Source organism: Fuchsiella alkaliacetigena, assembly GCF_023227765.1.
Lineage (GTDB): Bacteria > Bacillota > Halanaerobiia > Halobacteroidales > Acetohalobiaceae > Fuchsiella > Fuchsiella alkaliacetigena.
The window spans coordinates 87,226-112,988 of record NZ_JALKBZ010000001.1 but is presented as its reverse complement, the minus strand read 5'-3'; the positions used below and the strand labels follow the sequence as shown (position 1 = coordinate 112,988).

General features: G+C 37.2%; 31 protein-coding genes. All 31 read left to right on the top strand.

From position 1 onward, the window contains the following. Nucleotides 1-5: 5 nt before the first annotated feature. The 31 genes from MWH30_RS00540 (at nt 6) to MWH30_RS00390 (ending at nt 25,757) form a co-directional block, all read left to right on the top strand. Nucleotides 6-1,598, top strand: coding sequence for a flagellar hook protein FlgE (locus tag MWH30_RS00540; protein ID WP_248662092.1), 1,593 nt, complete (start codon nt 6-8; stop codon nt 1,596-1,598). A gap of 63 nt (nt 1,599-1,661) precedes the next feature. Beyond that, on the top strand, nt 1,662-1,865 hold the full coding sequence (locus MWH30_RS00535; RefSeq protein WP_372494105.1) for a flagellar FlbD family protein: 204 nt from the start codon (nt 1,662-1,664) through the stop codon (nt 1,863-1,865). Nucleotides 1,866-1,880: 15 nt separating this feature from the next. Next, the gene (locus MWH30_RS00530) at nt 1,881-2,702 is read left to right on the top strand and encodes a motility protein A (protein ID WP_248662090.1); all 822 of its coding nucleotides are present in this window, start codon (nt 1,881-1,883) and stop codon (nt 2,700-2,702) included. Continuing rightward, nucleotides 2,683-3,534: a flagellar motor protein MotB gene (locus MWH30_RS00525; RefSeq protein WP_248662089.1), complete on the top strand. Its 852-nt coding sequence runs from the start codon at nt 2,683-2,685 to the stop codon at nt 3,532-3,534. The genes MWH30_RS00530 and MWH30_RS00525 overlap by 20 nt, the downstream gene beginning before the upstream one ends. A 19-nt stretch (nt 3,535-3,553) precedes the next feature. Continuing rightward, nucleotides 3,554-4,003 (top strand): flagellar basal body-associated FliL family protein, encoded by a 450-nt coding sequence (locus MWH30_RS00520; RefSeq protein ID WP_248662088.1) that lies wholly within the window; start codon nt 3,554-3,556, stop codon nt 4,001-4,003. Nucleotides 4,004-4,019: 16 nt separating this feature from the next. After that, nucleotides 4,020-5,021: a flagellar motor switch protein FliM gene (gene fliM / locus MWH30_RS00515; protein WP_248662087.1), complete on the top strand. Its 1,002-nt coding sequence runs from the start codon at nt 4,020-4,022 to the stop codon at nt 5,019-5,021. Continuing rightward, the gene (gene fliY / locus MWH30_RS00510; RefSeq protein ID WP_248662086.1) at nt 5,014-6,264 is read left to right on the top strand and encodes a flagellar motor switch phosphatase FliY; all 1,251 of its coding nucleotides are present in this window, start codon (nt 5,014-5,016) and stop codon (nt 6,262-6,264) included. The genes fliM and fliY overlap by 8 nt, the downstream gene beginning before the upstream one ends. Nucleotides 6,265-6,274: 10 nt before the next feature. Then, nucleotides 6,275-6,640 (top strand): response regulator, encoded by a 366-nt coding sequence (locus MWH30_RS00505; protein WP_248662085.1) that lies wholly within the window; start codon nt 6,275-6,277, stop codon nt 6,638-6,640. 11 nt (nt 6,641-6,651) lie between these two features. Next, nucleotides 6,652-6,993 (top strand): FliO/MopB family protein, encoded by a 342-nt coding sequence (locus MWH30_RS00500; RefSeq protein ID WP_248662084.1) that lies wholly within the window; start codon nt 6,652-6,654, stop codon nt 6,991-6,993. A 4-nt stretch (nt 6,994-6,997) separates the two neighbouring features. After that, nucleotides 6,998-7,771, top strand: a complete 774-nt coding sequence (gene fliP, locus MWH30_RS00495; protein WP_248662083.1) for a flagellar type III secretion system pore protein FliP — start codon at nt 6,998-7,000, stop codon at nt 7,769-7,771. A gap of 20 nt (nt 7,772-7,791) precedes the next feature. Further along, a complete protein-coding gene (gene fliQ, locus MWH30_RS00490; RefSeq protein WP_248662082.1) occupies nt 7,792-8,064 on the top strand; it encodes a flagellar biosynthesis protein FliQ in 273 nt (90 codons plus the stop codon). Nucleotides 8,065-8,075: 11 nt separating this feature from the next. Then, nucleotides 8,076-8,861, top strand: a complete 786-nt coding sequence (gene fliR / locus MWH30_RS00485; RefSeq protein WP_248662081.1) for a flagellar biosynthetic protein FliR — start codon at nt 8,076-8,078, stop codon at nt 8,859-8,861. A 4-nt stretch (nt 8,862-8,865) separates the two neighbouring features. Next, nucleotides 8,866-9,927: a flagellar biosynthesis protein FlhB gene (gene flhB, locus MWH30_RS00480; RefSeq protein ID WP_248662080.1), complete on the top strand. Its 1,062-nt coding sequence runs from the start codon at nt 8,866-8,868 to the stop codon at nt 9,925-9,927. Nucleotides 9,928-9,929: 2 nt separating this feature from the next. Then, nucleotides 9,930-12,005 (top strand): flagellar biosynthesis protein FlhA, encoded by a 2,076-nt coding sequence (flhA, locus tag MWH30_RS00475; protein ID WP_248662079.1) that lies wholly within the window; start codon nt 9,930-9,932, stop codon nt 12,003-12,005. A 1-nt stretch (nt 12,006) separates the two neighbouring features. Next, nucleotides 12,007-13,083, top strand: a complete 1,077-nt coding sequence (gene flhF / locus MWH30_RS00470) for a flagellar biosynthesis GTPase FlhF (RefSeq protein WP_248662078.1) — start codon at nt 12,007-12,009, stop codon at nt 13,081-13,083. Nucleotides 13,084-13,087: 4 nt separating this feature from the next. After that, nucleotides 13,088-13,981: a MinD/ParA family protein gene (locus MWH30_RS00465; RefSeq protein WP_248662077.1), complete on the top strand. Its 894-nt coding sequence runs from the start codon at nt 13,088-13,090 to the stop codon at nt 13,979-13,981. An 18-nt stretch (nt 13,982-13,999) separates the two neighbouring features. Further along, the gene (locus MWH30_RS00460) at nt 14,000-14,704 is read left to right on the top strand and encodes a flagellar brake protein (RefSeq protein ID WP_248662076.1); all 705 of its coding nucleotides are present in this window, start codon (nt 14,000-14,002) and stop codon (nt 14,702-14,704) included. A gap of 112 nt (nt 14,705-14,816) precedes the next feature. After that, nucleotides 14,817-15,461, top strand: coding sequence for a chemotaxis protein CheC (locus tag MWH30_RS00455; protein ID WP_248662075.1), 645 nt, complete (start codon nt 14,817-14,819; stop codon nt 15,459-15,461). After that, a complete protein-coding gene (locus tag MWH30_RS00450; RefSeq protein WP_248662074.1) occupies nt 15,458-15,940 on the top strand; it encodes a chemotaxis protein CheD in 483 nt (160 codons plus the stop codon). Before MWH30_RS00455 ends, MWH30_RS00450 begins: the two co-directional genes overlap by 4 nt. A gap of 16 nt (nt 15,941-15,956) precedes the next feature. Beyond that, nucleotides 15,957-16,409, top strand: a complete 453-nt coding sequence (locus MWH30_RS00445; protein ID WP_248662073.1) for a hypothetical protein — start codon at nt 15,957-15,959, stop codon at nt 16,407-16,409. A gap of 14 nt (nt 16,410-16,423) precedes the next feature. Further along, nucleotides 16,424-17,212: a FliA/WhiG family RNA polymerase sigma factor gene (locus MWH30_RS00440; protein ID WP_308221591.1), complete on the top strand. Its 789-nt coding sequence runs from the start codon at nt 16,424-16,426 to the stop codon at nt 17,210-17,212. 21 nt (nt 17,213-17,233) lie between these two features. Continuing rightward, nucleotides 17,234-19,108, top strand: coding sequence for a flagellar assembly protein A (locus tag MWH30_RS00435; protein ID WP_248662071.1), 1,875 nt, complete (start codon nt 17,234-17,236; stop codon nt 19,106-19,108). Between the two features lie 34 nt (nt 19,109-19,142). Beyond that, nucleotides 19,143-19,451: a hypothetical protein gene (locus MWH30_RS00430; RefSeq protein WP_248662070.1), complete on the top strand. Its 309-nt coding sequence runs from the start codon at nt 19,143-19,145 to the stop codon at nt 19,449-19,451. Between the two features lie 17 nt (nt 19,452-19,468). Further along, complete coding sequence (locus MWH30_RS00425) at nt 19,469-20,044, top strand: DUF6115 domain-containing protein (RefSeq protein ID WP_248662069.1); 576 nt, start codon at nt 19,469-19,471, stop codon at nt 20,042-20,044. Then, nucleotides 20,045-20,845: an MltG/YceG/YrrL family protein gene (locus tag MWH30_RS00420; protein WP_248662068.1), complete on the top strand. Its 801-nt coding sequence runs from the start codon at nt 20,045-20,047 to the stop codon at nt 20,843-20,845. 246 nt (nt 20,846-21,091) lie between these two features. Next, complete coding sequence (gene rpsB, locus MWH30_RS00415) at nt 21,092-21,892, top strand: 30S ribosomal protein S2 (RefSeq protein WP_248662067.1); 801 nt, start codon at nt 21,092-21,094, stop codon at nt 21,890-21,892. Between the two features lie 88 nt (nt 21,893-21,980). Further along, nucleotides 21,981-22,631 carry a translation elongation factor Ts gene (gene tsf / locus MWH30_RS00410; RefSeq protein ID WP_248662066.1) on the top strand — a complete coding sequence of 217 codons (651 nt, stop codon included), beginning with the start codon at nt 21,981-21,983 and terminating at the stop codon, nt 22,629-22,631. Between the two features lie 96 nt (nt 22,632-22,727). Continuing rightward, nucleotides 22,728-23,438 carry a UMP kinase gene (pyrH, locus tag MWH30_RS00405; protein WP_248662065.1) on the top strand — a complete coding sequence of 237 codons (711 nt, stop codon included), beginning with the start codon at nt 22,728-22,730 and terminating at the stop codon, nt 23,436-23,438. Between the two features lie 34 nt (nt 23,439-23,472). After that, on the top strand, nt 23,473-24,030 hold the full coding sequence (frr, locus tag MWH30_RS00400) for a ribosome recycling factor (protein ID WP_248662064.1): 558 nt from the start codon (nt 23,473-23,475) through the stop codon (nt 24,028-24,030). 106 nt (nt 24,031-24,136) lie between these two features. Then, nucleotides 24,137-24,913 carry an undecaprenyl pyrophosphate synthase gene (gene uppS, locus MWH30_RS00395; protein ID WP_248662063.1) on the top strand — a complete coding sequence of 259 codons (777 nt, stop codon included), beginning with the start codon at nt 24,137-24,139 and terminating at the stop codon, nt 24,911-24,913. A gap of 22 nt (nt 24,914-24,935) precedes the next feature. Beyond that, a complete protein-coding gene (locus MWH30_RS00390; protein WP_248662062.1) occupies nt 24,936-25,757 on the top strand; it encodes a phosphatidate cytidylyltransferase in 822 nt (273 codons plus the stop codon). Nucleotides 25,758-25,763: the final 6 nt, after the last annotated feature.

Here is a 25,763-nt window from a genome sequence, read left to right as displayed (position 1 = left end):
CCTCTATGAGGGAGCCATTGCACCGCCAACCGATGGCGGCGGTGCTTGTAAGTAATAAAATATCTCAGGAGGTTGATGAAACTATGATGCGTTCGATGTTCGCTGGTGTTTCCGGGCTTAAGGCCCACCAGGATAAGATGGATGTAGTGGGTAATAACATTTCCAATGTTAATACCGTAGGCTATAAGGGTAGTAGAGCTAACTTTAGTGAACTGCTCAGTCAGACTTTGCAGGGAGCTTCGGCTCCGCAGGACGGCCGCGGGGGAACTAATCCGCAGCAGATAGGCTTAGGAACTCAGTTAGCTAGTATAGATACTAATATGACTCAAGGAAGTACTCAGTCCACCGGTCAGATGACCGATGTAGCTGTAGAGGGTGAGGGCTTTTTAATTGTTAACGATGGCCAACAGAACTTTTATACCAGAGCCGGAGCTTTGGACTTTGATGAAGAGGGTTATTTAGTTAACTCCTCTAATGGTTATCGAGTCCAAGGTTGGTTAGCTGATGATGATGGGGAGATTCAAAATACTAGTGCTGATAATTTAGAAGAGATTACTTTAGAGGAGAGTATGGATGCTGAAGCAACGCGTAATGTATCTTATGATGGTAACCTGGACTCTTCAGAGGAGAATGATTTGGATTTGAGTGCTAATCAAATTGAAGGTGATAATAATACATATGATATAGAGGTAGAACGTGGTGATGATTTTAATGAATGGGATCTTACTTTTACTAATGTGGATGACCCAAGTGAAGACGAGACAGTTACTGTTACAGTAGATATTGATGAAAATGGAGTAGAAGAATTTGATGTTCCGGATGGAGAAATAATTGATGGTATTGAGTTTGACGATGAAGATGGTGATTATTGGCTTGATGGATATGAAAATGTTGACATTAGCTATGAGAGCAATGCTCGGCGTAGTATTGATTCTAATGTTTTTGATTCGCAGGGCAACGAGCACTCACTTGGTTATGACTTAGTTAAAACCGATTACAATGAATGGACAGTTGCTAACTTATCTTTGGATGGTGATACTTTGGAAGATGAGGAATGGGATTCGGAGTTTGCACTTAACTTCAATTCAGACGGTAAGTTAGAGGGAAATCAGGTGATGGATATAGAGATAGACATGAGTGGTACGGTATCTGACTTAGAGATTGGGATGGACTTTTCACGGCTTACTCAGTTTGCTTCCGACATGTCGGCCGATACTAGAAATGTTGATGGCTATACCGATGGTAGTTTAGAAGACTTCACTATAGACGGTTCTGGTACTATTACTGGTTCTTATGATAACGGTTATAACCGCCGTTTAGCCAGTATTGGTACGGCTACCTTTAGTAATCCGGGCGGTTTAAGTCGGGAAGGAGATACACTGTTTTCAGTTTCTAATAACTCCGGTGATCCGCGAATAGGAATGCCGGGTACTGGTGGCCGAGGAATGATCAGTCCGGGGGCTTTGGAGATGTCCAATGCTGACTTATCGGAGGAATTTACAGAGATGATTACTACTCAGCGTGGTTTTCAGTCTAACTCGCAGACTATAACTACTACCGATGAGATGCTACAGACCTTAGTTAACTTGAAGAGATAAAATAGATAGGGGCCTGGGAGTTAACTCTTAGGCCCTCCTTAAGACTTAGGAAGGATGAGTGCTTTGATTGAAGTTACTAAACTAAACGGTACCCCTTTGGTGATTAATGCTGAACTGATAGAGTTGGTAGAAACTACTCCCGACACTGTAGTCTCTTTAACTTCTGGCCGCAAGATAGTAGTGCAAGAAGATGCAGCCAGTATAGTGGAGCGAGTGGTGGACTATAAACAGGAGATAAATAAAACCCTGGAGGTTATTAAGTCGTAGAAATGAGGTGAAATCATGGACTTAGATTTAGCAACTATAATTGGATTTTTAGTAGGAGCTATTTTGGTTGCCGGGGCCATAGTGCTCGGAGGAGAAATAATTATCTTTCTTAGTGCCAATGGCTTTTTAATAGTCTTTGGCGGAACTTTAGGTGCCACTTTGCTTAGTTCTTCCTTTGAGCAGGTTCGGGATTTGGCTAAATCCTTACGAGTGGCGCTCTATAAAAAAGAGATGGATCCCCGAGAGGTGATTTCAGTTTTAGTTAGCTTTGCGGAAAAGGCTCGTCGAGAGGGTCTTTTAGCTTTGGAGGATGAGGCTCAGCAGTTGGATGATAGCTTTTTACAAAAAGGAATTCAGTTAGTAGTTGATGGAACTGATTCAGAGTTAGTGAGAAGTATCTTGGAAACAGAGTTGATCTTTTTAAATGATCGTCATGCTGAAACCCGAGGTATACTGGAAACTATGGGGGATTTATCTCCGGCCTTTGGAATGATTGGAACGCTAGTTGGTTTAATTCAGATGTTAACTGAATTAGAAGACCCAGAAGGAGTAGGTGGAGGTCTAGCTACCGCTTTGATTACTACTCTTTATGGTACACTTATGGCTAACTTAGTCTTTATTCCTTTAGCTAGAAAGCTGAAGTCTAAGAGTGAAGATGAAATTTTAGTAAAAGAAGTCATGATTGAAGGAATTCTTTCGATTCAGGCAGGAGAAAACCCTAGAATTGTGGAAGAAAAGTTAAAAGCCTTCTTAGCTAGTTCTTTACGTGAGGAAGTAGAGGAAGAAACAGAGGATGGACTAGAGGGAATGGCGGTGGATGCCGATGCCGAGCCGTAATAAAGGTTCTAAAGATAAAGGCGGTGGTGGCGATGGAAGTAATTGGCTAGTCACTTATGCAGATATGATGACCCTTTTATTAGCCTTTTTTGTACTTTTGTTTTCCTTTTCCACTATCGATGAACATCAGTTTGAGGCAGTAATGGATGCCTTGAGAGGTAGACTAGGTATTTTAGAAGGCGGGAAAACAATTTCTGATGCAGAGTTGATTACTGCCGGAGTAATGGATCAAGAAGTAGGAATGCATGATCTTTATAATATAGAGCAGAGCATTTCTCAGTATGTAGCCGAGGAAGGTTTAGAGGATCAAGTTGATGTAGAAATGACTGACCGTGGTTTAATGATTAGATTTACCGGTAAGGTGCTTTTTGACTTAGGTAGGGCTGAGATTAGGGAGGAAGCCTTTCCAGTTTTAGGTGAGTTAGCCGAGTTGGTGGCTGAGATTCCAAATCAGATAATGGTAGAAGGCCATACCGATAACTTGCCAATTAGTACTGAACGTTTTCCTTCTAACTGGGAGCTATCCACTGCCCGGGCTACTAATGTAGTCAGGTACTTTATTGAGGAGCAGGGTTTAGAGGCTACTAAGCTCTCGGCAGCAGGTTATTCGGAGTATAGACCTATTGCTCCTAATGATACTGCTGAGAATAGGGCTCAAAACAGGAGAGTTGACGTGATTGTTTTACGCGAACAGGTAGAAGAGGGTATGATAGATGAAGAGATATTAGGAGAAGATGAACTGGATGAGTACCAATTAGATGAGGATGAATTGGAACAATTAGAAGCAGATCTATTAGAAGAAGGTCAACTGGAGGAAGATGCACTAGAGTAAGAAAGGAGCGACGATTGTAATGAGTGAAGAAACTGGTAATTTTAAGTTAATGTTAGTTATAATGGTAATATTGTCGTTATTGATTGCTGCTGGTACTTCCTACTTTATGTTAAGACAGGTAGGAGGGATGCTTAGCAATGGTGAACCGCAGACTAGATCAGTTACTGAGTTGGGCCCTACCTATGAAGTAGGAGACTTTATTGTCAATCTTGCTGATAATAGACAGTTTGTGCGCTTGATTTTAGCAGTAGAAGTTAATGATGAAGCTGTTATTGAGGAGTTAGAAAAGCGTAATCCGCAGGTAAGAGATAAAGTGATTTCTATATTGCGTGATAAAAGTAAAAGCGATATTAATACTTCGGCTGGAGCTAGAGACCTAAGAGAAGAAATCAAAGAAGAATTAAACCAATACATACCAGAAGGAGAGATCAGTCGAGTCTTCTTTACTGAGTTTGTGATCCAAGGTTAATCGGGAGGTGTAGAAGGTGTCCGGAGATCAAGTTTTATCTCAGAGTGAGATAGATGCTTTAGTTAACAATCTCAATACTGGGCAGGTTGAAGCAGAGGATATCAAAAGAGAAAGTGAAGAGAAATCGGTGGTTAACTATGACTTTAAGCATCCTGATAAGCTATCTAAGGATCAGCTTAGGACTCTGCGGATGATTTATGAAAACTTTGCTCGTTTGTTAACTACTAATCTTTCTACTCAGTTGCGTAGTATTGTCCAAGTGGAGTTAAACTCTATAGAGCAATTATCCTATGATGAATTTATTCGTTCTTTACCACAGCCGACAATTATGAGCATCTGTGACTTTAATCCCTTAGCGGGTGAATTTATTTTGGAGATAAATCCCAAAGTAGGTTATGCTATTGTGGAGAGGCTATTTGGTGGGCAAGGAACTCCCTTGGAAACCACTCGTGACTTTACCGATATTGAAGAGATGGTGATTAAAAAGGTTTTAACCAGGAGTTTGGATAGCTTTATAGAAGCATGGGAAAATGTGATTGATTTAAGACCTAGAATTAAAGAGTTAGCTTCTAATCCTCAATTTACTCAAATTGTACCTAGTAATGATATGGTGATTTTAGCTACTTTTGAGTCTCAAATAGCTAAGGCAGAAGGTTTAATTAATATCTGTATTCCTTATATTGTTCTAGAGCCAGTAGTTTCTAAGTTAAATGCTCAGTACTGGTTTTCTACTACTAGTGGAGGTCAAGATGAACAGAGTTTTGAAAAGGTAAAGGAGCGTTTGAGCAAGGCTAAACTGCCTGTATTTGCTGATTTAGCTAGCACTGAAATTACAGTAGCTGATCTTTTACATTTACAGGTTGGTGATGTGATTAGAATGGATGAAAGTGCTTCGACAGAGGCTAAGATTAAGATTGGTAAACGCAGTAAGTTTAAAGGAAGGCCTGGAGTCAGAGGAAGCAAGCTAGCAGTGGAAATTACTTCTGTGATTGATGAAGGGGAGGAAGAAAATGAGTGATGACGTTTTATCTCAAGATGAAATTAATGCTTTATTAGATGATGATAATGGAGAAGAAAATGAAGAACAGCAAAATGGAGAAGCTACTCCGAATGCAGATGAGCCTGCTGAAGAAGAGCTATTGAATGAAATGGAGAAGGATGCTATTGGCGAAGTAGGTAATATATCTATGGGCTCTGCTGCTACAGCTTTATATAGCTTATTAGATACGCAAGTGGAGATTACAGCTCCGGAAGTTAAGATTACTACCTTTAATAAGCTGATTAATGAGTATGAACGCCCCTGTGTTTTGGTTGATGTGGACTACGTTGAAGGTTTGGAAGGGGTTAATCTGCTGATAATTCAGACTGAAGATGCGGCTATTATCGCTGATTTAATGATGGGTGGCGATGGTAGTGAGCCTGACGAGGAGTTAACGGATCTTCATTTAAGTGCAGTTGGAGAGGCGATGAATCAGATGATGGGTTCAGCTTCTACTTCTATGTCGGACTTTATGCACGGACAAAAGGTGAATATTTCTCCACCTAATGCTGAATTATTGACTTTAAACACCGATGAAGTCGAACAAAGAAGCTTAGACCCTGAAGGTGATATAGCTAAGATTTCCTTTAATCTCAGTATTGGTGATTTAATCGATAGTGAAATCATTCAAATTATGGAGATTGATTTTGCTAAAGAGTTAGTTGCTTATCTAATGGATCCAGGATCTGAGGAAGAAGAAGCTCAAGAAGAAGTGGCGGTTAGTGATAATGGAGCAGCAGCTCAACAACAGTCTCAAGAAGCTGCGCCTCAACAACAGCAACAACAGGTGGCGGCTCAGCAGACCCAACAACAGCCTCAGCAGCCTGTTCAGGGCCCGGCAGCTCAACAACCCGGACAACAGTCTATTGCTGCTAGCAAGAGTGGAGCAGTGAGTAGCCAAGGAGATGTGGAAGTGCAGTCGGTACAGTTTTCAGAGCTAGGAGCAGGAGGGCAAGCAGAAATTCCTAGCAATATTGCTTTGATTCAGGATGTGCCTTTAGAGGTTACTGTTAGACTAGGTAAGACTAAGATGTTAATTAAAGAAGTACTGGAATTAGGAAATGGCTCTGTAATTGAGCTAGATAAGTTAGCTGGAGAGTCGGTGGATTTATTAGTTAATGGTAAGCTAATTGCTAAAGGTGAGGTTGTGGTAATCGATGAAAACTTTGGCTTTAGAGTTACCGACATAGTTAGCCCTCAAGAAAGGTTGAATAGTCTGTAGGAGGTCTGTTATGGGCAAAAAGATTTTAATTGTTGACGATGGGGCTTTTATGCGGATGATGATTAAAGATATATTAATAGAGAATAAGTTTAGAGTGGTAGGTGAAGCTGCTGATGGTGAAGAAGCGGTGCTATTATATAAGAAATTAAACCCAGACTTAGTTACTATGGATATAACTATGCCCAAGAAGGATGGAATTACAGCTACTAAGGAAATTATTGCTGAAGACCCTCAGGCCAATATCTTGATTTGTAGTGCAATGGGGGAAGATTCAATGGTAGTGCAGGCTATTCGAGCTGGTGCTAAAGGTTTTATAGTTAAGCCTTTTCAAAAGGAAAGAGTTATTCAGGCTATTGATAAAGTTTTAAGTAAATAAGAGGTGTTAAGATGAACTTTTCCTGGCAACTAATAAGGATGTTATTTTATTTAACAGTAATTATTGCCTTAATTATACTCCTAGCTAAATTTATCAAGAAGCAAAGCCTGTTATCTGGAACTGGACAGCAGCTACAGATTTTGGAGAAGTTATACTTTAGCTCAGAGCAGGCACTTTATTTAGTTAAGGTATTGGATGAGTACTGGGTTTTGGGTATCAGTTCTGAAAGGATAGAACTTTTAGCTAAGTTAAGTGATTCTCAAGCTTTGGCCGAATTAAGCAAGGAGCAGGATAAATTTAAAGATGAATACTGGTTAGAAAGACTAAAGAAGGTTTTTAGTAAGGATGACTAGAATAATGATTATTAATAGAAATAAATCAATCTTAATTATTTTAGCGGTAGTACTGTTGATAGTTATAGCCAGCCAAGGTATAGCTCAAGCTCAGCCTACCTTTAATATTCCTGATATTAATCTAGAAATAGATAATGCCGATGGTAATCAGGACTTAGTGCTGCCTTTGCAGATTATTTTACTGTTGACTGTTCTTTCTTTAGCCCCAGCAATATTGATAATGCTGACCTCCTTTGTGCGGGTAGTAGTAGTTTTATCTTTGATTAGAAGAGCTTTAGCAACGCAGACTATGCCTCCCAATCAGGTGATTATTGGTTTAGCTATTTTCTTAAGTGTTTTCATTATGGCTCCTGTTTGGGGTCAGGTTTACGATAATGCAGTGCAGCCTTATTTAGCTGAAGAAATAGATCAAACTGAAGCCTATGAAGAAGCAATAGAACCTATAAGGGAGTTTATGTTTAATCAGACTAGAGAGCAGGATGTAGCCTTATTTATTGACTTAGCTGATTTGGAGAGACCGGCTAATGAAAACGAAGTGCCAACTTATGTTTTAATTCCCGCTTATGTAATTAGTGAACTGCAGATGGCTTTTCAAATTGGATTTATAGTTTATTTACCTTTTATAGTGATTGATATGATAGTAGCTAGTGTTTTAATGTCTATGGGAATGATGATGTTACCACCAGTTATGATTTCTTTGCCTTTTAAGGTATTGCTATTTGTATTGGTGGACGGTTGGTACTTAGTAATTAGATCTCTAGTAATGACCTTTAATTAGCTTGAGGAGAGGTGTTTATAGTGACACAGCAGATGGTGGTAGATATCGGTCGAGAAGCTTTGATTCATGTGCTTTTAATTACTGCTCCTATGTTAGGTTTAGGCTTAATTACGGGATTAGCCGTTAGTATTTTTCAGGCTACTACCCAGGTGCAGGAACAGACATTATCCTTTATTTTTAAAATCCTAGCTGTATTAGGAGCTTTAATGCTTTTTGCTCCTTGGATGTTAAATACTTTATTGGATTATGTAAGTAGATTATTTATTAATATTCCTAATTATGTCGGAGTATAGGAGTTAAGCCTATGGAATTAGAACTAATAGAGATAATTTATGAAGCAATGCTAATAATGAGCAGAGTAATAGGCCTATTTTTAATTGCTCCTTTTTATGGTAGTCAAGCTATACCTCAACGTGTTAAGGCAGCTTTTGCTTTTATGGTAACTTTGGTCTTAAGGAATGTAGTTACCGTTGATTATTTAGAACTACCTGCTAATATTTTCTTTTTAGCTATAGACCTATTAGGAGAATTAACTATAGGTTTGATTATTGGTTTTATAGTATTCTTATTATTTGTTGCTATTCAGTTAGCAGGTCAGTTTTTAGACATGAGAATGGGTTTAGCTATGGCCAATATAATGGATCCCGAACATGCTAGTCCTACAGCTTTAACTGGACAGTTTAAAAATATATTAGCTATTTTATTGTTTTTAGTGCTTAATGGTCATCATTTTTTATTAAGAGCAATAGCTCAAAGCTTTACAGTAGTACCTTTAACAGAGTTGCTTTTGACTGATAATTTATTTGTAGAACTGTTGAAGATTGTAGGAGAGCTTTATCCAATTGCCTTTAAGATTGCTTTGCCGTTAATTGCTGTTTTATTTTTGACAGACTTAGTTTTTGGTTTAGCTGTTAGAGCTGTACCACAGATGAATATCTTTGTAGTTGGTTTACCTACTAAGATGTTAGTAGGCTTTTTAGTACTTTCGATGTTGATTCCGATCTATGTATCTACTTATCGAAGCTTATTTAGAGAGATGTTTGGTAATATTAATCAAATAATTACAATTTTGGGTGACTTAGGGGGATAGTAAGATGTCTACAGAAGAAAAGACCGAAGAACCGACCCCGAAACGTCGCGAAGAAGCTCGAGAAGAGGGGCAGGTAGCTAGAAGTCAAGATCTATCTATGGCCTTTACTCTTCTATTTAGTTTTTTATTGATGTTCTTTTTAATGGAAGGGATATTAAGAGATAATATATATTTGATGCGTAAGTTTTTTACTGATTACATGACTTGGGAGTTGACTCCGCAAAACTTTAACTCTATTCTAATGGAAGTAGTAGTTTTTGGAATCAGATTGATTTTTCCGATTATGTTAATTATAATGGTAATTGGAGTTGCTTTAGGAATAGTGCAGGTGGGCTTTTTATTTACTCCGAAGGTTATTCAGCCGGAATTAAGTAAACTAAATCCGATTTCTGGCTTGAAAAGAATATTTTCTTTACGGACTTTAGTAGAATTAGTTAAGTCTTTGTTGAAGGTGTCCATTGTAGGGGTGGTAGCTTATTTGACTATTAGAGCAGAAATGGAGAGTATACTTCTTTTAGGAACTATGGGCTTAGGTGGAGCCTTGCAGTTTTTAGGAAGATTGATTTTTAATGTAGCTGTTAGAGTTTCTTTAGTGCTGATTATTTTAGGAATTGCAGATTTTGCTTATCAGAAATGGCAGCACGAACAGGATCTGAAGATGACTAAACAAGAGGTTAAGGAAGAAAGAAAGCAGCGGGAAGGACATCCAGAAGTTAAGAAAAGGATTAAGAGAGAGCAGCAGAAGATGGCTCAAATGCGGATGATGGAGGATGTTCCTGAGGCTGATGTAGTAATTACTAACCCAGTTCATATTGCGGTGGCTGTTAAGTTTGATATTGAGACTATGGAGGCGCCGATAGTGGTGGCTAAGGGTAAAAATGAAGTGGCAGAACGAATTAAGGCTAAGGCCGAAGAATTTGAGATTGAGATTGTGGAAGAGAAGGCTCTAGCTAGGGCCCTATATGGAAGTGTGGAAATTGGAGAAGAAATACCAACGGAGCTATATCAAGCTGTTGCTGAAATATTAGCTTATGTATACCAGTTAAACGATGAAGGGGGGTACTAATGATGTCTACACCGAGCGAAAACTTACCGCGAGCTAATCTAACTGATTATGTAGATGTTGCTTTTGCTTTAGCGGTAGTAATGATTGTAGTCATGTTTATTGTCCCTCTACCTACTTTCATGTTAGATATTCTTTTGGCCTGTAATATTGCCTTTGCACTAACAGTACTCTTAGTGTCTATGTATACCTTAGAACCTTTGGACTTTTCAGTCTTTCCCAGTCTTTTATTAGTAGCTACTTTGTTTAGATTAGCTTTGAATGTATCTACTACTAGATTGATCTTAGGAGAAGCCTATGCTGGAGAAATGATCTTAAGCTTTGGAGAGTTTGTAGTTGGAGGTAACTATATAGTTGGTTTTGTAATTTTCGTTATTTTAGTTGTAATTCAGTATGTAGTAATTACTAAAGGTGCCGAAAGAGTAGCCGAAGTGGCTGCTCGTTTTACTCTAGATGCTATGCCGGGTAAGCAGATGAGTATCGATGCTGATTTAAACTCTGGTTTGATTACTGAGGCTGAAGCTAGAGAGCAGCGGCAGGCAATTAGAGATGAGGCTGACTTTTACGGAGCGATGGACGGTGCTAGTAAGTTCGTTAAGGGAGATGCTATTGCCGGAATTGTAATTACTTTAATAAATGTAATTGGTGGTTTGATTATTGGAGTTTTACAGCAAGGGATGCCGGTGGGTGAGTCTTTGCAAACCTATACTTTGTTGACTGTAGGAGATGGTTTAGTTAGTCAGATACCAGCACTTTTGATTTCTACAGCTACCGGTATTGTGGTTACTAGAGCTGCTTCGGAGTCCAATTTAGGAGTCGATTTATCTAGTCAGTTACTATCACAACCCAAAAGTATTTTAATTGTAGCAGCAGTATTAGGCGGTTTTGCTTTTGTAAGCGGCTTACCTACAATACCATTTTTGCTGTTAGCTATTCTTTTAGGTGGCTTAGGCTATATCTTATATCAGACTCAGCAGGAGTTAGAGCCAGAAGAGGACTTAGTAAGCGAAGAAGAGGAAGAGGTTGCTAAGTATCAGCAGCAAGAAAATGTGGAGGAACTATTAAGGGTTGATCCGATGGAGGTAGAAGTTGGTTATAACTTAATTCCGCTGGTGGTTCCTGAACAGGGTGGAGATCTATTAGATAGAGTTTCGATGATCAGAAGACAGTGTGCTTTAGAGTTAGGGATTATTATTCCGCCGATTAGGATTAGAGATAATATGCAGTTAGAGCCTAATTATTATCGAGTCAATTTACGGGGGATTGAAATTGCTAGCTATGAAATTATGGCTAGTCATTACTTAGCTATGGATTCTGGGATGGTAACTGAGGAGGTAGAAGGAATTGAAACTACCGAGCCAGCCTTCGGACTGCCGGCTTTATGGATTAGTGAGGAGCAACGAGAAGAAGCTGAGTTAGCTGGCTATACTATTGTAGATCCTCCTTCGGTGATAGCAACTCATTTAACAGAGCTGATTAAAGGTCATGCACATGAATTGCTAGGTAGACAGGAGGTTAAGGAGTTAATTGATAATCTGCGTGAGGACTACTCAGCAGTTATTGAAGAGTTAATTCCTGATTTAATGTCTTATGGTGAGATTCAGAAGGTGTTACAAAACTTATTGAAAGAAGGAGTTCCGGTTAGAGATTTAGTAGCTATTTTAGAAACCTTAGCTGATCGGGCCCGAAATACTAGAGATACCGATATCTTAACGGAGTATGTGCGTCAAGGTTTATCTAGGCAGATTTCTAAGCTGTATAAAGATGAAGAGGATAGTATTTATGTGTTGACCTTAGCTCCAGAATTGGAGGAGCAGATATCTAACTCTATTGAACATACTGAACAAGGGTCATATTTGAGTATGGACCCCAATAGGGTACAGCAGTTATTAGAGAACCTTTCGCAGCAGATACAGCAGATGATGAACCAGGGTTACGACCCTATTGTCTTGACTTCGCCAGTAATTAGGCACCACTTTAAGAAGTTAACCCAACAGATTTCTTCAGACTTAACTGTATTATCATTTAATGAACTGGAAGCAAACTTAAATGTGCAAACAGTAGGGATGGTGAGCATATAAGATGGAAGTTAAGCGTTATCGTGGAGAGAGTATGCAGGAAGCTATGTTTAAAGTAAAGGCGGATTTGGGCCCAGAGGCTATTATTTTGCATAGACGCAAGTTGAAAAAAGGTGGCTTCATGGGTTTTTTTGGTAAGAAAATGGTAGAGATAGTGGCTACTGTAGAAGATGAAAAAAAGGAAAATAATAGTGAAGAGTATCTTAAATTACAAGATGAATTAGCACAAATGAAGGATATGATGAGTAATGTGTTACAGGAGTTAGAGACTAAAAGCTTGAGCGGTTCATATCAGAATTTGCCTCCCTCTTTACAGGAGGTAGCTGATAAGTTATTAGCTAAAGGAGTAAAAAATAAATTAGCTACTGATATTTTAACTTCATTAACTAAAAAAGCTGATCCTTATCAACTTGAAGAGTCAGAAGAAGTGAAGTCTTTACTAGTAAAAGAGATAGAGCAGAGACTAAGTCCAGTTGCTCCTTTGCAGCTTAATAATACCTCAAAGGTAGTAGCTTTGATAGGGCCAACTGGAGTAGGTAAGACAACGACTATTGCTAAACTAGCAGCTAAGTTTAATTTAATGGAGCAGAAAGAAGTGGCTTTAGTTACAGCCGATACCTATCGGATAGCTGCTGTAGAGCAGTTAAAAACTTATAGTGAAATTATTGGAGTGCCTTTGGAAGTGGTATTTACTCCTAGTGATTTGGTTAAAGCTATTGAGCGCTTTGCTGATAAGGACTTAGTTTTAATAGATACTGCTGGTCGAAGTCAGCAAAATAAAATGCAGATGTCGGAGTTAACTGCTTTAATGGAGAACGCTGAAATCGATGAAACATACTTGGTTTTAAGTGCTACTACTAAATTAGCTGATCTTAGAGATGTAGTATTAAAGTTTAAAAGTGTAGATATAGATAAATTTATTTTTACTAAGCTAGATGAGACTAATGCTTTGGGAACTATCTTGAATATAACTGAGGAGTTTGAAATTCCACTTTCTTATATTAGTAACGGGCAAAATGTACCTGAAGATATAAAGGTGGTTGACCCGAAGCAGATAGCTGATAACTTTTTAAAGGAGTAATATTATGAAGGATCAAGCACATAAATTGAGAGAGTTAGTTAAAGGAAAAAATAACTCCCAACCAAAGCAAAAGCAAAAAAAACAAAGTGATATTGCTCGGACTTATACTGTTACTAGCGGCAAAGGTGGAGTGGGTAAAACAAACTTTACTGTTAATTTGGCTTTAGCTTTACAGTCTGAGGATAAAAATATAGCTATTATTGATGCTGATTTAGGGATGGCTAATATAGATGTAATTCTAGGCTTAACTCCTCAGTATAATTTGGGCCATGTGATTAGCGGGAAAAGAGAAATAATGGAAATAGTTGCTGAGGGCCCGGGAGGATTGAATATTATTCCCGGAGTATCAGGAATAGAGAGCTTAGCTAATCTTTCTGAATATCAGTTACAAAACTTGATTGCCGGTTGGGAAGTTTTGGAGAACGAATTTGATATTATTTTAATTGATACTGGAGCTGGAATTTCTAAAAAGGTAGTTAACTTTATCTTGGCTGCTGATGAGGCTATTGTGCTTTGTACTCCAGAACCTACGGCCATAACCGATGCTTATGGGGTAATTAAGGTGATTTCTAATAACCAAAAAGATGCTAAGATAAACTTGGTAATTAATCAGATTGAAAGCAGTAAAGAAGGTAATAGGGTTTCAAAAAGAATTATAGAGGTAGCCAAAGAGTTTTTGGATATTGAATTAGATATTTTGGGTTCTATTCCTAAAGATAAAAGTGTAACTCAGGCTGTTAAAAAGCAGAATCCTTTTTTACTAGAGTTTCCTGACTGTGAGGCTTCTATTGCAATTAAAGATATTCGAAATAAAATTTTGGATATTCAGATTGAAGAAAAAGAGAAAACTAAAGGGATTAAGGGTTTTTTTAAAAGCTTAGTTAACTTATCAAGGTAAGGATGGAGGAGGTTAATAATGGCTGATCTGAAGATGAAACCGAATCAATCGGTAGAAATGATAGTGGAGTTCGGAAAGCACGCAGGTGAGTATTTGAGTAAAGTTACAGAAATCAAAGGAGAACAAATAAAAGTAACTTTACCTATCAAGAAAGAAAATGTAGTTCCTTTGCCGGTGGGAACTAAGCTGAAAGTGATTTATACTGATGAAAAGGCTAAATATGAGTTTGAAACAAAGATAGTTTCTAGACAGTTAGAAGGTAATATTGCTACCTGTTCTTTAACTCAACCTAAAGAGGTATATAAGATTCAGCGTCGCGACTTTGTACGAGTGCCTATTAGGTTAGGTGTTGAATATAGAAAGCTTAATTTAGAAGAAGAAGAGCGAGAAAAGTTACTTGCAGGTGAAGAAATAATTTACGATGAAGATAAGCAAGAGGACTTTAAAAAGGGCTTAACCGATGATATCAGCGGGGGAGGACTATTATTAGTAGTTAAAGAGTTTATTCCCCTAGATTCAATAATGGAATTAAGGTTGGATGTTGATAAGTTGGACTTTGAAACTGTATTAGGAAGAGTGCTTAGATTGGATGATTTTCCAGATCGTAAAAATAAACTAGGTTTAGGAATTAGATTTATTAATATATCTCGTTCGCAACAGGATGATATAGTTGCCTGGGTACTGCAAAGACAATTAGATTTACATAGAAAAGGTCTTTTGTAATTAATCTTGAAGTAATTATATATAGCCATACTGATAAATATATCTTTACTGGAAGTAAGAAACTTAGTTTTCAATAGACCAATCCGAAAATGAAAAGGAGGAGGTAAGCAATATGAAAAAAGATGAACATACTGATGTGACTGAACTTTCTGATTTACAGTTAGATGCTCTTAAGGAAGTAGCCAATATAGGTGCTGGTAATGCTGCTACAGCTTTTTCACAGATCTTGGATCAAAAGATAGATATGAGTGTACCCGAAGTGAATATTTTACACCTAAATGAAGTGCCTGATCTTTTAGGGGGAGCTGAATCCTTAATAGCAGGGATTTTAGTTGAAGTAGCTGGTGATGCTCCGGGAAAAATTCTCTTTGCATTGGAAAAAGAGGATGCTGAAAGGTTAAGTAGTATATTGTTAAATGAAAGTTTAGATTTAGAGTCTGAAGATAGTAATATAGAGATTCAAAATTCAAGCTTGAAAGAAATAGGGAATATTTTAACTAATTCTTATTTAAATACTTTAAGTCAGATGACAGGTCTTTCCTTACTTCCTTCAGTTCCTGGTTTAGCCTTGGATATGGCAGGGGCTATTTTAGAGGTAGCCTTTTTACAGCAGGGACATATTGGAGACTATGCATTAATAGTGGAGACGAACTTTTTAGATACTGGTGATGAAGGTATTAAAGGGCACTTTTTTTTCATTCCTACTCCTGAGTCTCTGACTAAGATTTTAGCCCAGCTTGGAGTGGGGAGGATATGAACAAGATTAGAGTGAAAATGGCTGACTTGAATGTTGGTCAAAATGATGATGTTTTAATTACTTCCGGTTTAGGTTCTTGTGTGGGAGTTGCTATTTATGATTCTAAAGCTCAGATAGGTGGTTTAGCTCACGTTATGCTACCAGAAGTACCTAGTAATCGCGAAAATAATAATCCCGCTAAATATGCCGATACTGCTATGGAACTACTATTAAAAAAGATTAAAAATAAAGGAGCTAGTTCTAGAAAACTAGTAGCTAAAATAGCCGGGGGGGCGCAAATGTTTAGTTTTGATAATTCCAGTTCTAAAATGAAGATTGGAGCTAGGAATATTGAAGCAGTTAAAAGAATCTTAAAAGAAAAGCAGATTAGATTATTAGCTGAGGATGTAGGTAAGGACTATGGTAGAACGATGGAGTTCTATGTAGAGGATGGAAGAGTGCTAATAAAAACAGTTAAGGGAAAGGATCAGGTTTTATAAAAAGGAGTTGGCGCTTTTGAAAGCTTTAATTACAGGAGGAGCTATTTCTTTTGCTGTAGTTGCTTTGTTATTAGTTTTGGTAGTTACAGTAGCTACAGGATTATCTCTAAGAGTTGTTATAAGCAGAAGTCTTTTAGCAGCTATGTTTTTTGGAATTTTAGGTGGAGCATTGATGTATCTACTAAATAGATTTGTTTTTCAAAGTATAGATGGAATTAGTTCCGAGAATAAAGCAGAAGCTGAAAGAAAGGCTGTTTCCCAACAAACAGCTGCTCAGCAGTATGATCAGCAGAATAATCAAGAAACTGAAGAGGAAGCTTTAAATGAGTCAAGTCAGGAAAAGGAAGAAGGGTTTCAACCTTTAGATTTAGAAGAAATAGAGTACGAAGAACGGGAGGAGATAGATCAATTAGCAGAGGAAGATCCTGAAAAGTTAGCTCAGTTAGTAAGAAATATGAAGGAAAATTAGTCTGATATGGAGGGATAAAGATAGAGAAGAGGAAAAGCAAAGCCGAAAAGGAGCTATGGATTGAGCTTAAAGAAAATGGAAGTCAAATTGCTAAAGAAGAGTTGATATTACGCTTTGTACCTCTAGTTAAGTATGTAGTCAATAGATTGATGATTAGCCTTCCGGATAAGTTTGAGTTTGAGGATCTACAAAATTACGGCATAATAGGGTTAATTGATGCTATAGAGAGATTTGATCATCGTCGTCAGGTGAAGTTTTCTACTTATGCTATTTCTAGAATTAGAGGTAGTATTATAGATGAATTGAGGAAGTTAGACTGGGTTCCGACTTCTGTACGTAAAAAAGCTAAACAAGTAGCGAAAGCTAATTCAGATTTAGCTCAAAGATTAGGTCGCCTTCCGACCGATGAAGAAATAAAAGCAGAATTAGAACTAGATACTGAAGAATATGCTCATCTTTTAGCGGAAATAAATATTCCTCAACAGACTTCGTTAGATAGCTTTATTAGCAGTGGTCAGGTGGAAGGAACTACTTTAATAGAAGTAATAGCTGATGAAGATGCTACTGATCCAGTGCACACCTTTCATTACGAGGAAATGAAAGAAATTCTAGCTAAAGCAATTGAAAAGTTGAAACCTAAAGAAAAACTGGTGGTTACTCTTTACTACTATGAAGGATTAAACCTAACTGAAATTAGTGAAGTATTAGAGTTAACAACGGCTAGAGTTTCTCAGTTGCATACTAAGGCTATTTATAGATTAAGAGGTTATCTCAGTCGAAAAAAGAGTCTACTGCTGGACTAGCTAGTTTTAAGGAGGGGTGATATGGAACTTACAATAAAAGCTAAAGATAAAGCTAAAGCTAAACAAAAGGCTTTAGCTGAGTTAGAGGCTAAAACAGGGCAGGAGTTAGAAGTAGAGGATTTTGAATTAGAATTAATTGATGAGGAAAGCTTATTTTTGGGCTTTGGTAAAAAAGGAATCTATAAGGTAACCTTGTTAACTGAAGAAGATTCTAACTTGGAAGCAAGCGAAGATAGTTCTGAAGAAGGCGATTCTGAAGAACAGGAGCAAGAAACAACAGAAAATAAAGATGGAGAAGTAGAGCTAATCATTAATGAAGATGGAATTTTTATTTACTTAACTGCTGCTGAAGGTTTAGGGGAAGAGGTTGGCTTAAATAAAGTAGACTCTTTATTAGATGCTAAAGAAATTCAGAATGTGGATTATGACCAAGTTAGTGAAGCTTTAGTTGAAGATATGTATGAACAGCCAATAAAAGTTGCTGATAGAGATCCTGATTTGGATAGAGATGCAGAAATTAAGGTAAAGATAAGTAATGATAAGATGAAAGCTTATCTGACGGTAAAGTCTGCTTTAGGCGGTAAAGAAGCTAGTCTAGCAGATATTAAAGAAAAGTTAGAGGTTGAGGGAGTTAGACATGGGGTTAAGGAGAATAAACTTAAGAGTTTAGTTAATCGAGATGGTATTTTAGAAGGAGAAATAGAAGATGTTTTAGTGGCTGAAGGTACGGAACCTATTCCAGGTAAAGATGCCCAAATTAATCTTAAGTTTGACCCTGAGGAAAAGGAGAAAAAGGTAAAGAAGTTAGAGGATGGTAGCGTAGATTATCGTAATTTAGGAAAAATTATTAATGTTAACGAAGGTGATGTTTTAGCTACTAAAAGTCCTCCTGAACCTGGTACTCCCGGTACTACAGTGACTGGAGAAGAAGTGGATCCCGAACCACCAGAGGATAAAAGAATGCCGACTGGTAAGAATACTAGCTTAGGTGAAGATAAACTGTCGCTTTATGCTGATATTGAAGGACAGGTGGTTTTAGAAGACGATAAAATAAATGTACTGCCGATTCATACTGTTAAAGGAGATGTAGACTTATCTACAGGTAATATTAAGTTTTTGGGAACTGTGGAGGTTAGAGGCGATGTTAAAGACGGAATGGTGGTAGAAGCTAAGCAGGATATTCAAGTTAAAGGCAGTGTGCAAGGGGGAAGGTTAGAAGCCGGAGGTAGTATTTTAGTTCAAAAAGGTTTTGTAGGTAGAAGCAAGGGAGTCTTGATGGCTAAGGAAGATATCAAGGTTAAGTTTATTGAAAACGGGAGAGTAGTTACCGATAGGGATTTAATAGTTAGAGATGCAATTATGCACAGTGATATAGATGCAGCGAGGATTATCCGGGTAGAAAGTAAGGGTCTAATTGTTGGGGGAATAGTGAGAGCTGGTAAGGAGATAGATGCTAAAATCATCGGTTCAAATTTAGCAACTAAAACTCAGATTTTTGTAGGTGTTACTCCCGAATTAAGAGATGAATATAATCAGTTAATGGAAGAGTTAGAAGAACAACAGAAGGAATTGGATGAAGCTTTAAAGACTATTAATTATCTTAAGAAACGACAAGAGGAAAAAGGTGATTTATCTCAAAAGGATCGGAATTTATTAAGTCAAAAAACTAGGATGAGATTTCAATTAGCTAAGCATCTTGAGGAATTAAAGGAAGAAAAGCAGAGTTTGGAGAAACGTTTAGATGAGGGTAAAGAAGGAAAAATAAAGATAAAGTCTAAGTTGCATCCTGGAGTTCAACTTACTATTGGTACTGAAGTAAAGAAAATTAGTAAGGCGTTATCTAATGTTACTTATTATGTTGAAGAAGGCGAGGTTAAAAAAGGGTCTTACGTTTAAAGTTTTAGCTAAATATTAGAGGGGGTGATTGCAGATGGTTGAGTCTATTAATCCCCATACTCAGGTACCTCGTTCGGTAAAAATGAGTGAAGTGCAGCAGCATCAAGAGCAAGTTTTGGAAAACAATCAGCAACACTTAAGCAATCAGTTTCAAAAAATTAATGAGGAAAAGCAACGACAGGTCAATGAATCTGAAGAAGCTTTAAACAAACAGGTAGATGCTGATGAAGAAAATGAAGAGGAAAACTCTGAATCTGAAGAGAAGGCTAAAGAGTCTTCTACGGAGCAGGAGTCAGAAAAACAGGAGTCTAAACGAGGAAACTACATTGATATTAAGGTATGAATTTGGAGGAGAGAACTTTGGAAATAATACTCTTTATTTTAGGCGCACTATTTATTTTGGCTTCTCTTTTCTTAACTTATAAACAGGATAGAGATACTGATATTAATACTAATAGTGACTTTGAAGATTCTACTGCTGACTATCTTTATCTGAATAAAGAATTAAAAAAGAGAGAGCAGAGACTATCAGAACTATTAGCTAACTTAAATAATGGCCTAGATAATGCTTTGAATGGTTTAGAGATTAAGCAAGAAAAACTAGATAATTCTTCAACTAAAGAAACTTATTCAAACTTTTCTAATGCTTTAAATTCAAGATTGAATGTGGTAGAGGATAGTGATTTAAGTGTTGAAAAGCTTAATTCAGCTCAAGCTCAAAAGTCAGATTCAACTTTAGCAACCGAGAGTTCTCAACAGACTGAAAATTCATCGATAACCGAAGAAGTGGAGTCGGAATCAAAAGAAGATAAGTATCATCAGATAGCTGAACTTTCAGCTCAGGGATTGGACTATACTCAAATTGCTAAAAGATTAAATTTAGGTCAGCGGGAAGTAGAGTTAATTTTAAAATTTGATGACAGAGGTGATAAGTAATTGCTTAGAAAAATTTTATTAGGACTAGGAACTTTAATGATGGTAGTTGCTCTAGTTTTATTGGTAATTAATAATTTCGGTATGGACTCTAATGTTGTCGGCGACTTTGAAAGAGAAGCTGCTGTAGAGGAAGAGATGGTAGAAGAACAGGAACTTACTGAGGTAGAGATTATCAATCAAGCGCGGGAGTTAGGAATGGAGTTTCCTGAGGAGTTAGAAGAAGAAACATTGATAGCAGAAGCTAAGGAGTTAGGAATGAAGTTTCCGGAGAATATTGAAGAGGAGCTATTAATTGAAAAGGCTCAAGATTTAGGTATGGAATTTTATGAGCAAGTGGATCTTAAGGAGATAAGTGATGATAGAGTTGTAAATAGAGCTGAAGAGTTGGGAATGAAGTTCCCACAAGAAATGAATGAAGAAAAAATTATCAATTTAGCTGAAGATTTAGGAATGAAATTTGAAGAAGATATAGAAGCTGAAGAAATCACTTTGGAACTAGTTAAGTTAGAAGCTAATTCTTTTGTTCAAGGTGGGGTTGATAATATTGATTTGAGTTCGGTCTTTGATTTAGATATAGGATTGGAGTTGGAGGATTCAGCTATTGAAGTTGAAATTGAAGAGGGTTGGACTGCTAATGAGACTGTAAATACATTATATCAAGCAGGAGTAATTGAAAATCCGGATGTTTTATTGAATTTGATTAGACGCCTAGGAATTAGTACTAGAATTATGGCTGGTGTGTATGAATTTAAACCTAATATTACAGCTGGGGAAATATTATTGAAGATGGTTAGTAGTTAAGCACTTGCTTTAAAAGTGATTAACTGCTAACCATTTTTTATATTCAGCTTTTTTCTGATAATATTTTTGTGTTTTTGCTAAAAAATATTGATAATATAGAGTATTTGTGTTATACTACGTAATGGTGTATATCTAGGATACACTAAATACGCACACTTGCTGATTCTAATTAGGGTGCCTGTTATTTAGCAGGTTTAATTAGGAGTTGAGGTGAGTGGAGGATTAAAACCGGAGGGAGGTGCTAGTATGTCTGTAGTAACAATGAAGCAGATGTTAGAGTCAGGTGTTCATTTTGGTCATCAAACTAAACGCTGGAATCCTAAAATGAAGTCTTATATCTTTACTGAAAGAAATGGGATTTATATTATTGATTTGCAGCAGACCGTGGTACTAGTGGAGGATGCTTATAACTATGTACGTGATTTAGCTGCTGCAGGTAAAGAAATTTTATTTGTAGGTACTAAAAAGCAGGCTAAGGATACTATTAAGCGGGAAGCTGAAAGATGTGGGATGCCTTATGTAAATGAGCGATGGTTAGGAGGACTATTAACTAACTATCAAACAATTCGGAAGCGCATTGACCGCTTAAATGAGTTGGAACAGATGGAAGAAGATGGTCTCTTTGAGGTCTTGCCTAAAAAAGAGGTTTCAGAATTAGAGAAAGAGCGTAGTAAGCTACTTAGATTTTTAGGTGGAATTAGAGATATGGATGGGCTGCCAGATGCTGTTTTTGTAGCTGATCCTCGTCGAGAAGAGATAGCTGTTGCTGAAGCTAATAAATTAGGAATTCCTGTAGTAGCTATTGTGGATACTAACTGTGATCCTGATTTAATTGACCATATAATCCCTGGTAATGATGATGCGATTAGAGCTGTTAAGCTGTTGACTGGAGTTATGGCTGATGCAGTCTTAGAAGGCAAACAGGGAGTACAGGAGCAAGAGATGGCAGAATCTTTCGATGAAGAAGCAGAGGAAAGATCAACAGAAGAAACTGCTACTGAAGAAGAGGAAGAGGTTGAAGTTGAAACAGAAGAAGAGACAGAATAATTTAATTTTATTAATAAGGGTGTTATATAAGGGGCTGGCCCTTATAACGCCCTTTTCTTGAGTCTACTTAATTAAAGGAGGGTATAAAGTGGGAATTTCGGCAGCTGATGTTAAAGAGCTACGTAGGAAGACTAGTGCTGGAATTTTAGACTGTAAGCAAGCTTTAAAAGAGACTGATGGTGATATGGAAGAAGCTGTTAATTATTTAAGAGAGAAGGGAATTGCTGAAGCTGAGAAAAAGGCTGATCGAACAGCAGCTGAAGGCTTAGTTGAAGCTTATATACATATGGGTGGTAAGATAGGAGTATTAGTAGAGGTTAACTGTGAAACGGACTTTGTAGCTAAAAACGATGCTTTTAAAAAGTTAGTTGATAATATTTCTATGCATATTGCTGCTGCTAATCCTAAGTATTTATCTAAGGATGATGTTCCAGAAGAGGTAGTTGCTAAGGAAAAAGAGGTACTTAAAACTCAAGCTCTTAATGACGGTAAACCGGAGCATGTAGTTGAGCAGATAGTTGAAGGACGTTTAAATAAGTTCTTTAGTGAAAACTGCCTTTTAGAGCAGCCTTATATTCGTGATGATGATAAAACAGTAGCTGAATTAATTACAGAAAAAGTAGCTGAACTAGGTGAAAATATCAATATTAGAAGATTTACTCGTTATGAATTAGGTGAGGGTATTGAAGTTGAAGAGGAAGACTTTGCAGCTGAAGTTAAAAATGAAGTTGAGAATTAGAGGTTGAATTTAATAGAGAGAACACAGTTAACTGTGTTCTCTTTTTTAAAATATAATCTGATTTATATTGTTAATCAGCGATGGAGGTTATTCTTAATGACTAAGGCTAAATTTTCTAGAGTTATTGTTAAGTTAAGCGGAGAAGCATTAAGTGGGAATCGAGAGTATGGGATTGATCCTCAGTTTATAAATTCGATTGCTGAAGAGTTAAAAGAAGTAAATGATACAGTTGAAGTAGCTATTGTAGTTGGTGGAGGTAATATATTTAGGGGGGTAGCTGGTAGTGCTCAAGGTATGGATCGAGGTACTGCTGATTATATGGGAATGTTGGCTACAGTAATTAATGCCTTAGCTCTCCAGGATGCCTTAGAAAAATTAGAAATAGAAACCCGAGTTCAGACCGCTATCGCTATGCGTGAAGTTGCAGAACCGTATATTAGACGTCGGGCTATGCGTCACTTGGAAAAGGGGAGAATCGTTATTTTTGCTGCTGGCACAGGAAACCCTTTCTTTTCTACCGATACAACAGCAGCTTTAAGAGCAGCAGAGATTGGAGCAGATGCTATTTTAATGGCTAAGAATGTGGATGGAGTTTATGATTCTGATCCGGCTGAAAACCCTGATGCTGTTAAATTTAATGAACTCGATTATATTGAAGTGATTAATAACTGTTTAGGGGTTATGGATTCTACTGCTGTTTCGCTTTGTATGGATAATAAAATACCGATAGTTGTTTTTGGTTTGCAAGAGATTGAGAACATCAAGCGGGTTGTGCTGGGTGAAGAGATTGGAACTTTTGTTCGCTAGCTTGAAAAATTTTTACCAGTAGGGAGGAAAAGTTATGATTAATCAAGTGATTAGTAAAACAGAGCGTGAAATGGAAAAGGTTCTCCAAGAGACTAAGCAGGACTTTGCTACTATTAGGACTGGACGAGCAAAGCCTTCTTTAGTAGAGGGTATAACAGCTAACTATTATGGAACGGCGACTCCAATTAATCAGATGGCTAAAATTTCTGCTCCGGAACCAAGACAGCTATTAATTCAACCTTGGGATAACAATGTTTTAGAGGATATAGAAAAGGCTATCTTAACCTCGGACTTAGATTTAAATCCGAATAATGATGGAGAAGTAATCAGAATAAATATTCCCCAGTTGACTGAAGAAAGAAGAAAAGAACTGGTTCAATTAGCAGGTCAAAAGGCTGAAGATAATCGAATATTGATTAGGAATCTTCGCCGCGATGCTAATAGTGAACTGGAAGAGCTGGAAGCTGCTGGTGATATTTCTGAAGATAACTACCATCGGGCTTTGGATGAGGTGCAGGAATTAACTGATCAGTATATTCAAAAAATTGATGATTTATTGGCTAAAAAAGAGAATGATATTTTAGAAATTTAGTATTCTATGCTAAGGAATATTTTGCGAAGATAAATAATTTTAGCTTATTACCCCCTCTCATGCTTTAGAGGGGGTTATGTTGTAATTGAATAGGGGGAAGGAGCTAATGTGGTCAAATCTTTCTAAATTGAATAAGGATGAGTTAAACTTAGCAGAATTACGAACAAATGTTTTAGCTAAACAGCTACCGGAGCATATTGCCTTAATTATGGATGGGAATGGTCGGTGGGCCCAGAAAAGAGATTTACCTAGAACGGCTGGCCATGAAAAAGGGGTTGAAAGATTAAAAGAAACTGTTAAAATAGTAAGTGAGCTAGGGATTAATCACTTAACAGTATTTGCTTTTTCTACAGAAAACTGGAAACGACCTGAAGAAGAGGTTAACTTTTTAATGAGCCTTTTTAATCGTACTTTTGAAAGCGATGCTCGAGAACTGCATCGTGAAGAAGTTAAAATAAGGGTTTTAGGTCGTCGTGAGGGGCTGCCAACTGATATAAGGAAAAAAATTAGAGAAATTTGGGAAATGACCAAGGATAATCAAGGCTTAAACTTGAATATTGCTTTAAACTATGGAGGAAGAGCTGAGATTATTGATGCTGTTAAGGAGTTAGCTGTTAAGGTGAAGTCTGGAGTAATAGAGCCGCAAGAGATTACTGAGGCAAACTTTGCTCAAGAACTGTATACTCAACAGTTACCAGATCCTGAACTGTTGATTAGGCCTAGTGGAGAATTAAGGATTAGTAATTTTTTATTGTGGCAGTTGGCTTATGCTGAGTTTTATTTTACTTCTACTTTGTGGCCTGATTTTTGTGAAAAAGATCTTCTGTTAGCTATAGCTGATTATCAGGCTAGAGAAAGAAGATTTGGCGGTTTAAAGGATTAAGAAAATAAAGTAGGTGATAAAGTTGTTAAATAAAAGATTTTTAAGTGCTGTAATTGGGACGTTTTGTGTTTTTCTTATTTTAAGGGCTGGCGGAATACTGTTATTAATAACTGTGGGCTTTTTAATCAGATTTGGTTTAGATGAATTTTTTCAATTTGCTGAAGCAAAGGGAGCTAAACCTAATAAAACTTGGGGTTTAATTGGTAGTCTAGTACTGTTATTAGTAGTTTATTTAAAGAGCAATAACTTTGTTTTACCCATTAGTACTTCTTCAGTTGTAATTGTTTTTCTGTATCTTTTATTACTTAAAAACTTATTTATTAGTAGCAAGGAAGGCACTTCAGCTATTTTTGATTCTGCTACTACTATTTTAGGTGTGCTTTATATTGGTGGATTTTTTTCATATTTTATTTTAATTTATAACTTTACTTTTTCGGGAGAACAATTAGGGGAAATTTTAATTTGGATACCGATTATTTCTTCTTGGATGACCGATACCTTTGCTTATTTAGTGGGAATGAAGTTTGGTAAACACAGCTTAGCTCCTCAAGTAAGTCCTAATAAGACTATTGAAGGCGCTGTAGGAGGGGTAGTTGGTAGTGTGATTGGCGTACTTGTTTATGGAAGTCTGCTTCCCTTAACCATTAAAGAGAGAGTTATTTTGGGTGTTATTTTATCAGTAGCTTCGCAGTTAGGTGATTTAGTGGAGTCTTCTCTTAAGCGTGATGCTGAGATTAAGGATTCAGGAGATTTAATTCCGGGACACGGTGGTCTTTTGGATAGATTTGATAGCTTATTATTTGCTCTGCCTACTTTTTATTATCTGCTTATCTTTTTAGGCTAAACCATT

What these genes read in the sequence shown, in the direction of transcription:
- MWH30_RS00540 (WP_248662092.1), top strand. Translation starts at nt 6, where the DNA reads ATGAGGGAGCCATTGCACCGCCAACCGATGGCGGCGGTGCTTGTAAGT.
- MWH30_RS00530 (WP_248662090.1), top strand. Translation starts at nt 1,881, where the DNA reads ATGGACTTAGATTTAGCAACTATAATTGGATTTTTAGTAGGAGCTATT.
- MWH30_RS00525 (WP_248662089.1), top strand. Translation starts at nt 2,683, where the DNA reads ATGCCGATGCCGAGCCGTAATAAAGGTTCTAAAGATAAAGGCGGTGGT.
- MWH30_RS00520 (WP_248662088.1), top strand. Translation starts at nt 3,554, where the DNA reads ATGAGTGAAGAAACTGGTAATTTTAAGTTAATGTTAGTTATAATGGTA.
- fliY (WP_248662086.1), top strand. Translation starts at nt 5,014, where the DNA reads ATGAGTGATGACGTTTTATCTCAAGATGAAATTAATGCTTTATTAGAT.
- MWH30_RS00505 (WP_248662085.1), top strand. Translation starts at nt 6,275, where the DNA reads ATGGGCAAAAAGATTTTAATTGTTGACGATGGGGCTTTTATGCGGATG.
- MWH30_RS00500 (WP_248662084.1), top strand. Translation starts at nt 6,652, where the DNA reads ATGAACTTTTCCTGGCAACTAATAAGGATGTTATTTTATTTAACAGTA.
- fliP (WP_248662083.1), top strand. Translation starts at nt 6,998, where the DNA reads ATGATTATTAATAGAAATAAATCAATCTTAATTATTTTAGCGGTAGTA.
- fliR (WP_248662081.1), top strand. Translation starts at nt 8,076, where the DNA reads ATGGAATTAGAACTAATAGAGATAATTTATGAAGCAATGCTAATAATG.
- flhB (WP_248662080.1), top strand. Translation starts at nt 8,866, where the DNA reads ATGTCTACAGAAGAAAAGACCGAAGAACCGACCCCGAAACGTCGCGAA.
- flhA (WP_248662079.1), top strand. Translation starts at nt 9,930, where the DNA reads ATGTCTACACCGAGCGAAAACTTACCGCGAGCTAATCTAACTGATTAT.
- flhF (WP_248662078.1), top strand. Translation starts at nt 12,007, where the DNA reads ATGGAAGTTAAGCGTTATCGTGGAGAGAGTATGCAGGAAGCTATGTTT.
- MWH30_RS00465 (WP_248662077.1), top strand. Translation starts at nt 13,088, where the DNA reads ATGAAGGATCAAGCACATAAATTGAGAGAGTTAGTTAAAGGAAAAAAT.
- MWH30_RS00460 (WP_248662076.1), top strand. Translation starts at nt 14,000, where the DNA reads ATGGCTGATCTGAAGATGAAACCGAATCAATCGGTAGAAATGATAGTG.
- MWH30_RS00455 (WP_248662075.1), top strand. Translation starts at nt 14,817, where the DNA reads ATGAAAAAAGATGAACATACTGATGTGACTGAACTTTCTGATTTACAG.
- MWH30_RS00450 (WP_248662074.1), top strand. Translation starts at nt 15,458, where the DNA reads ATGAACAAGATTAGAGTGAAAATGGCTGACTTGAATGTTGGTCAAAAT.
- MWH30_RS00435 (WP_248662071.1), top strand. Translation starts at nt 17,234, where the DNA reads ATGGAACTTACAATAAAAGCTAAAGATAAAGCTAAAGCTAAACAAAAG.
- MWH30_RS00430 (WP_248662070.1), top strand. Translation starts at nt 19,143, where the DNA reads ATGGTTGAGTCTATTAATCCCCATACTCAGGTACCTCGTTCGGTAAAA.
- rpsB (WP_248662067.1), top strand. Translation starts at nt 21,092, where the DNA reads ATGTCTGTAGTAACAATGAAGCAGATGTTAGAGTCAGGTGTTCATTTT.
- pyrH (WP_248662065.1), top strand. Translation starts at nt 22,728, where the DNA reads ATGACTAAGGCTAAATTTTCTAGAGTTATTGTTAAGTTAAGCGGAGAA.
- frr (WP_248662064.1), top strand. Translation starts at nt 23,473, where the DNA reads ATGATTAATCAAGTGATTAGTAAAACAGAGCGTGAAATGGAAAAGGTT.
- uppS (WP_248662063.1), top strand. Translation starts at nt 24,137, where the DNA reads ATGTGGTCAAATCTTTCTAAATTGAATAAGGATGAGTTAAACTTAGCA.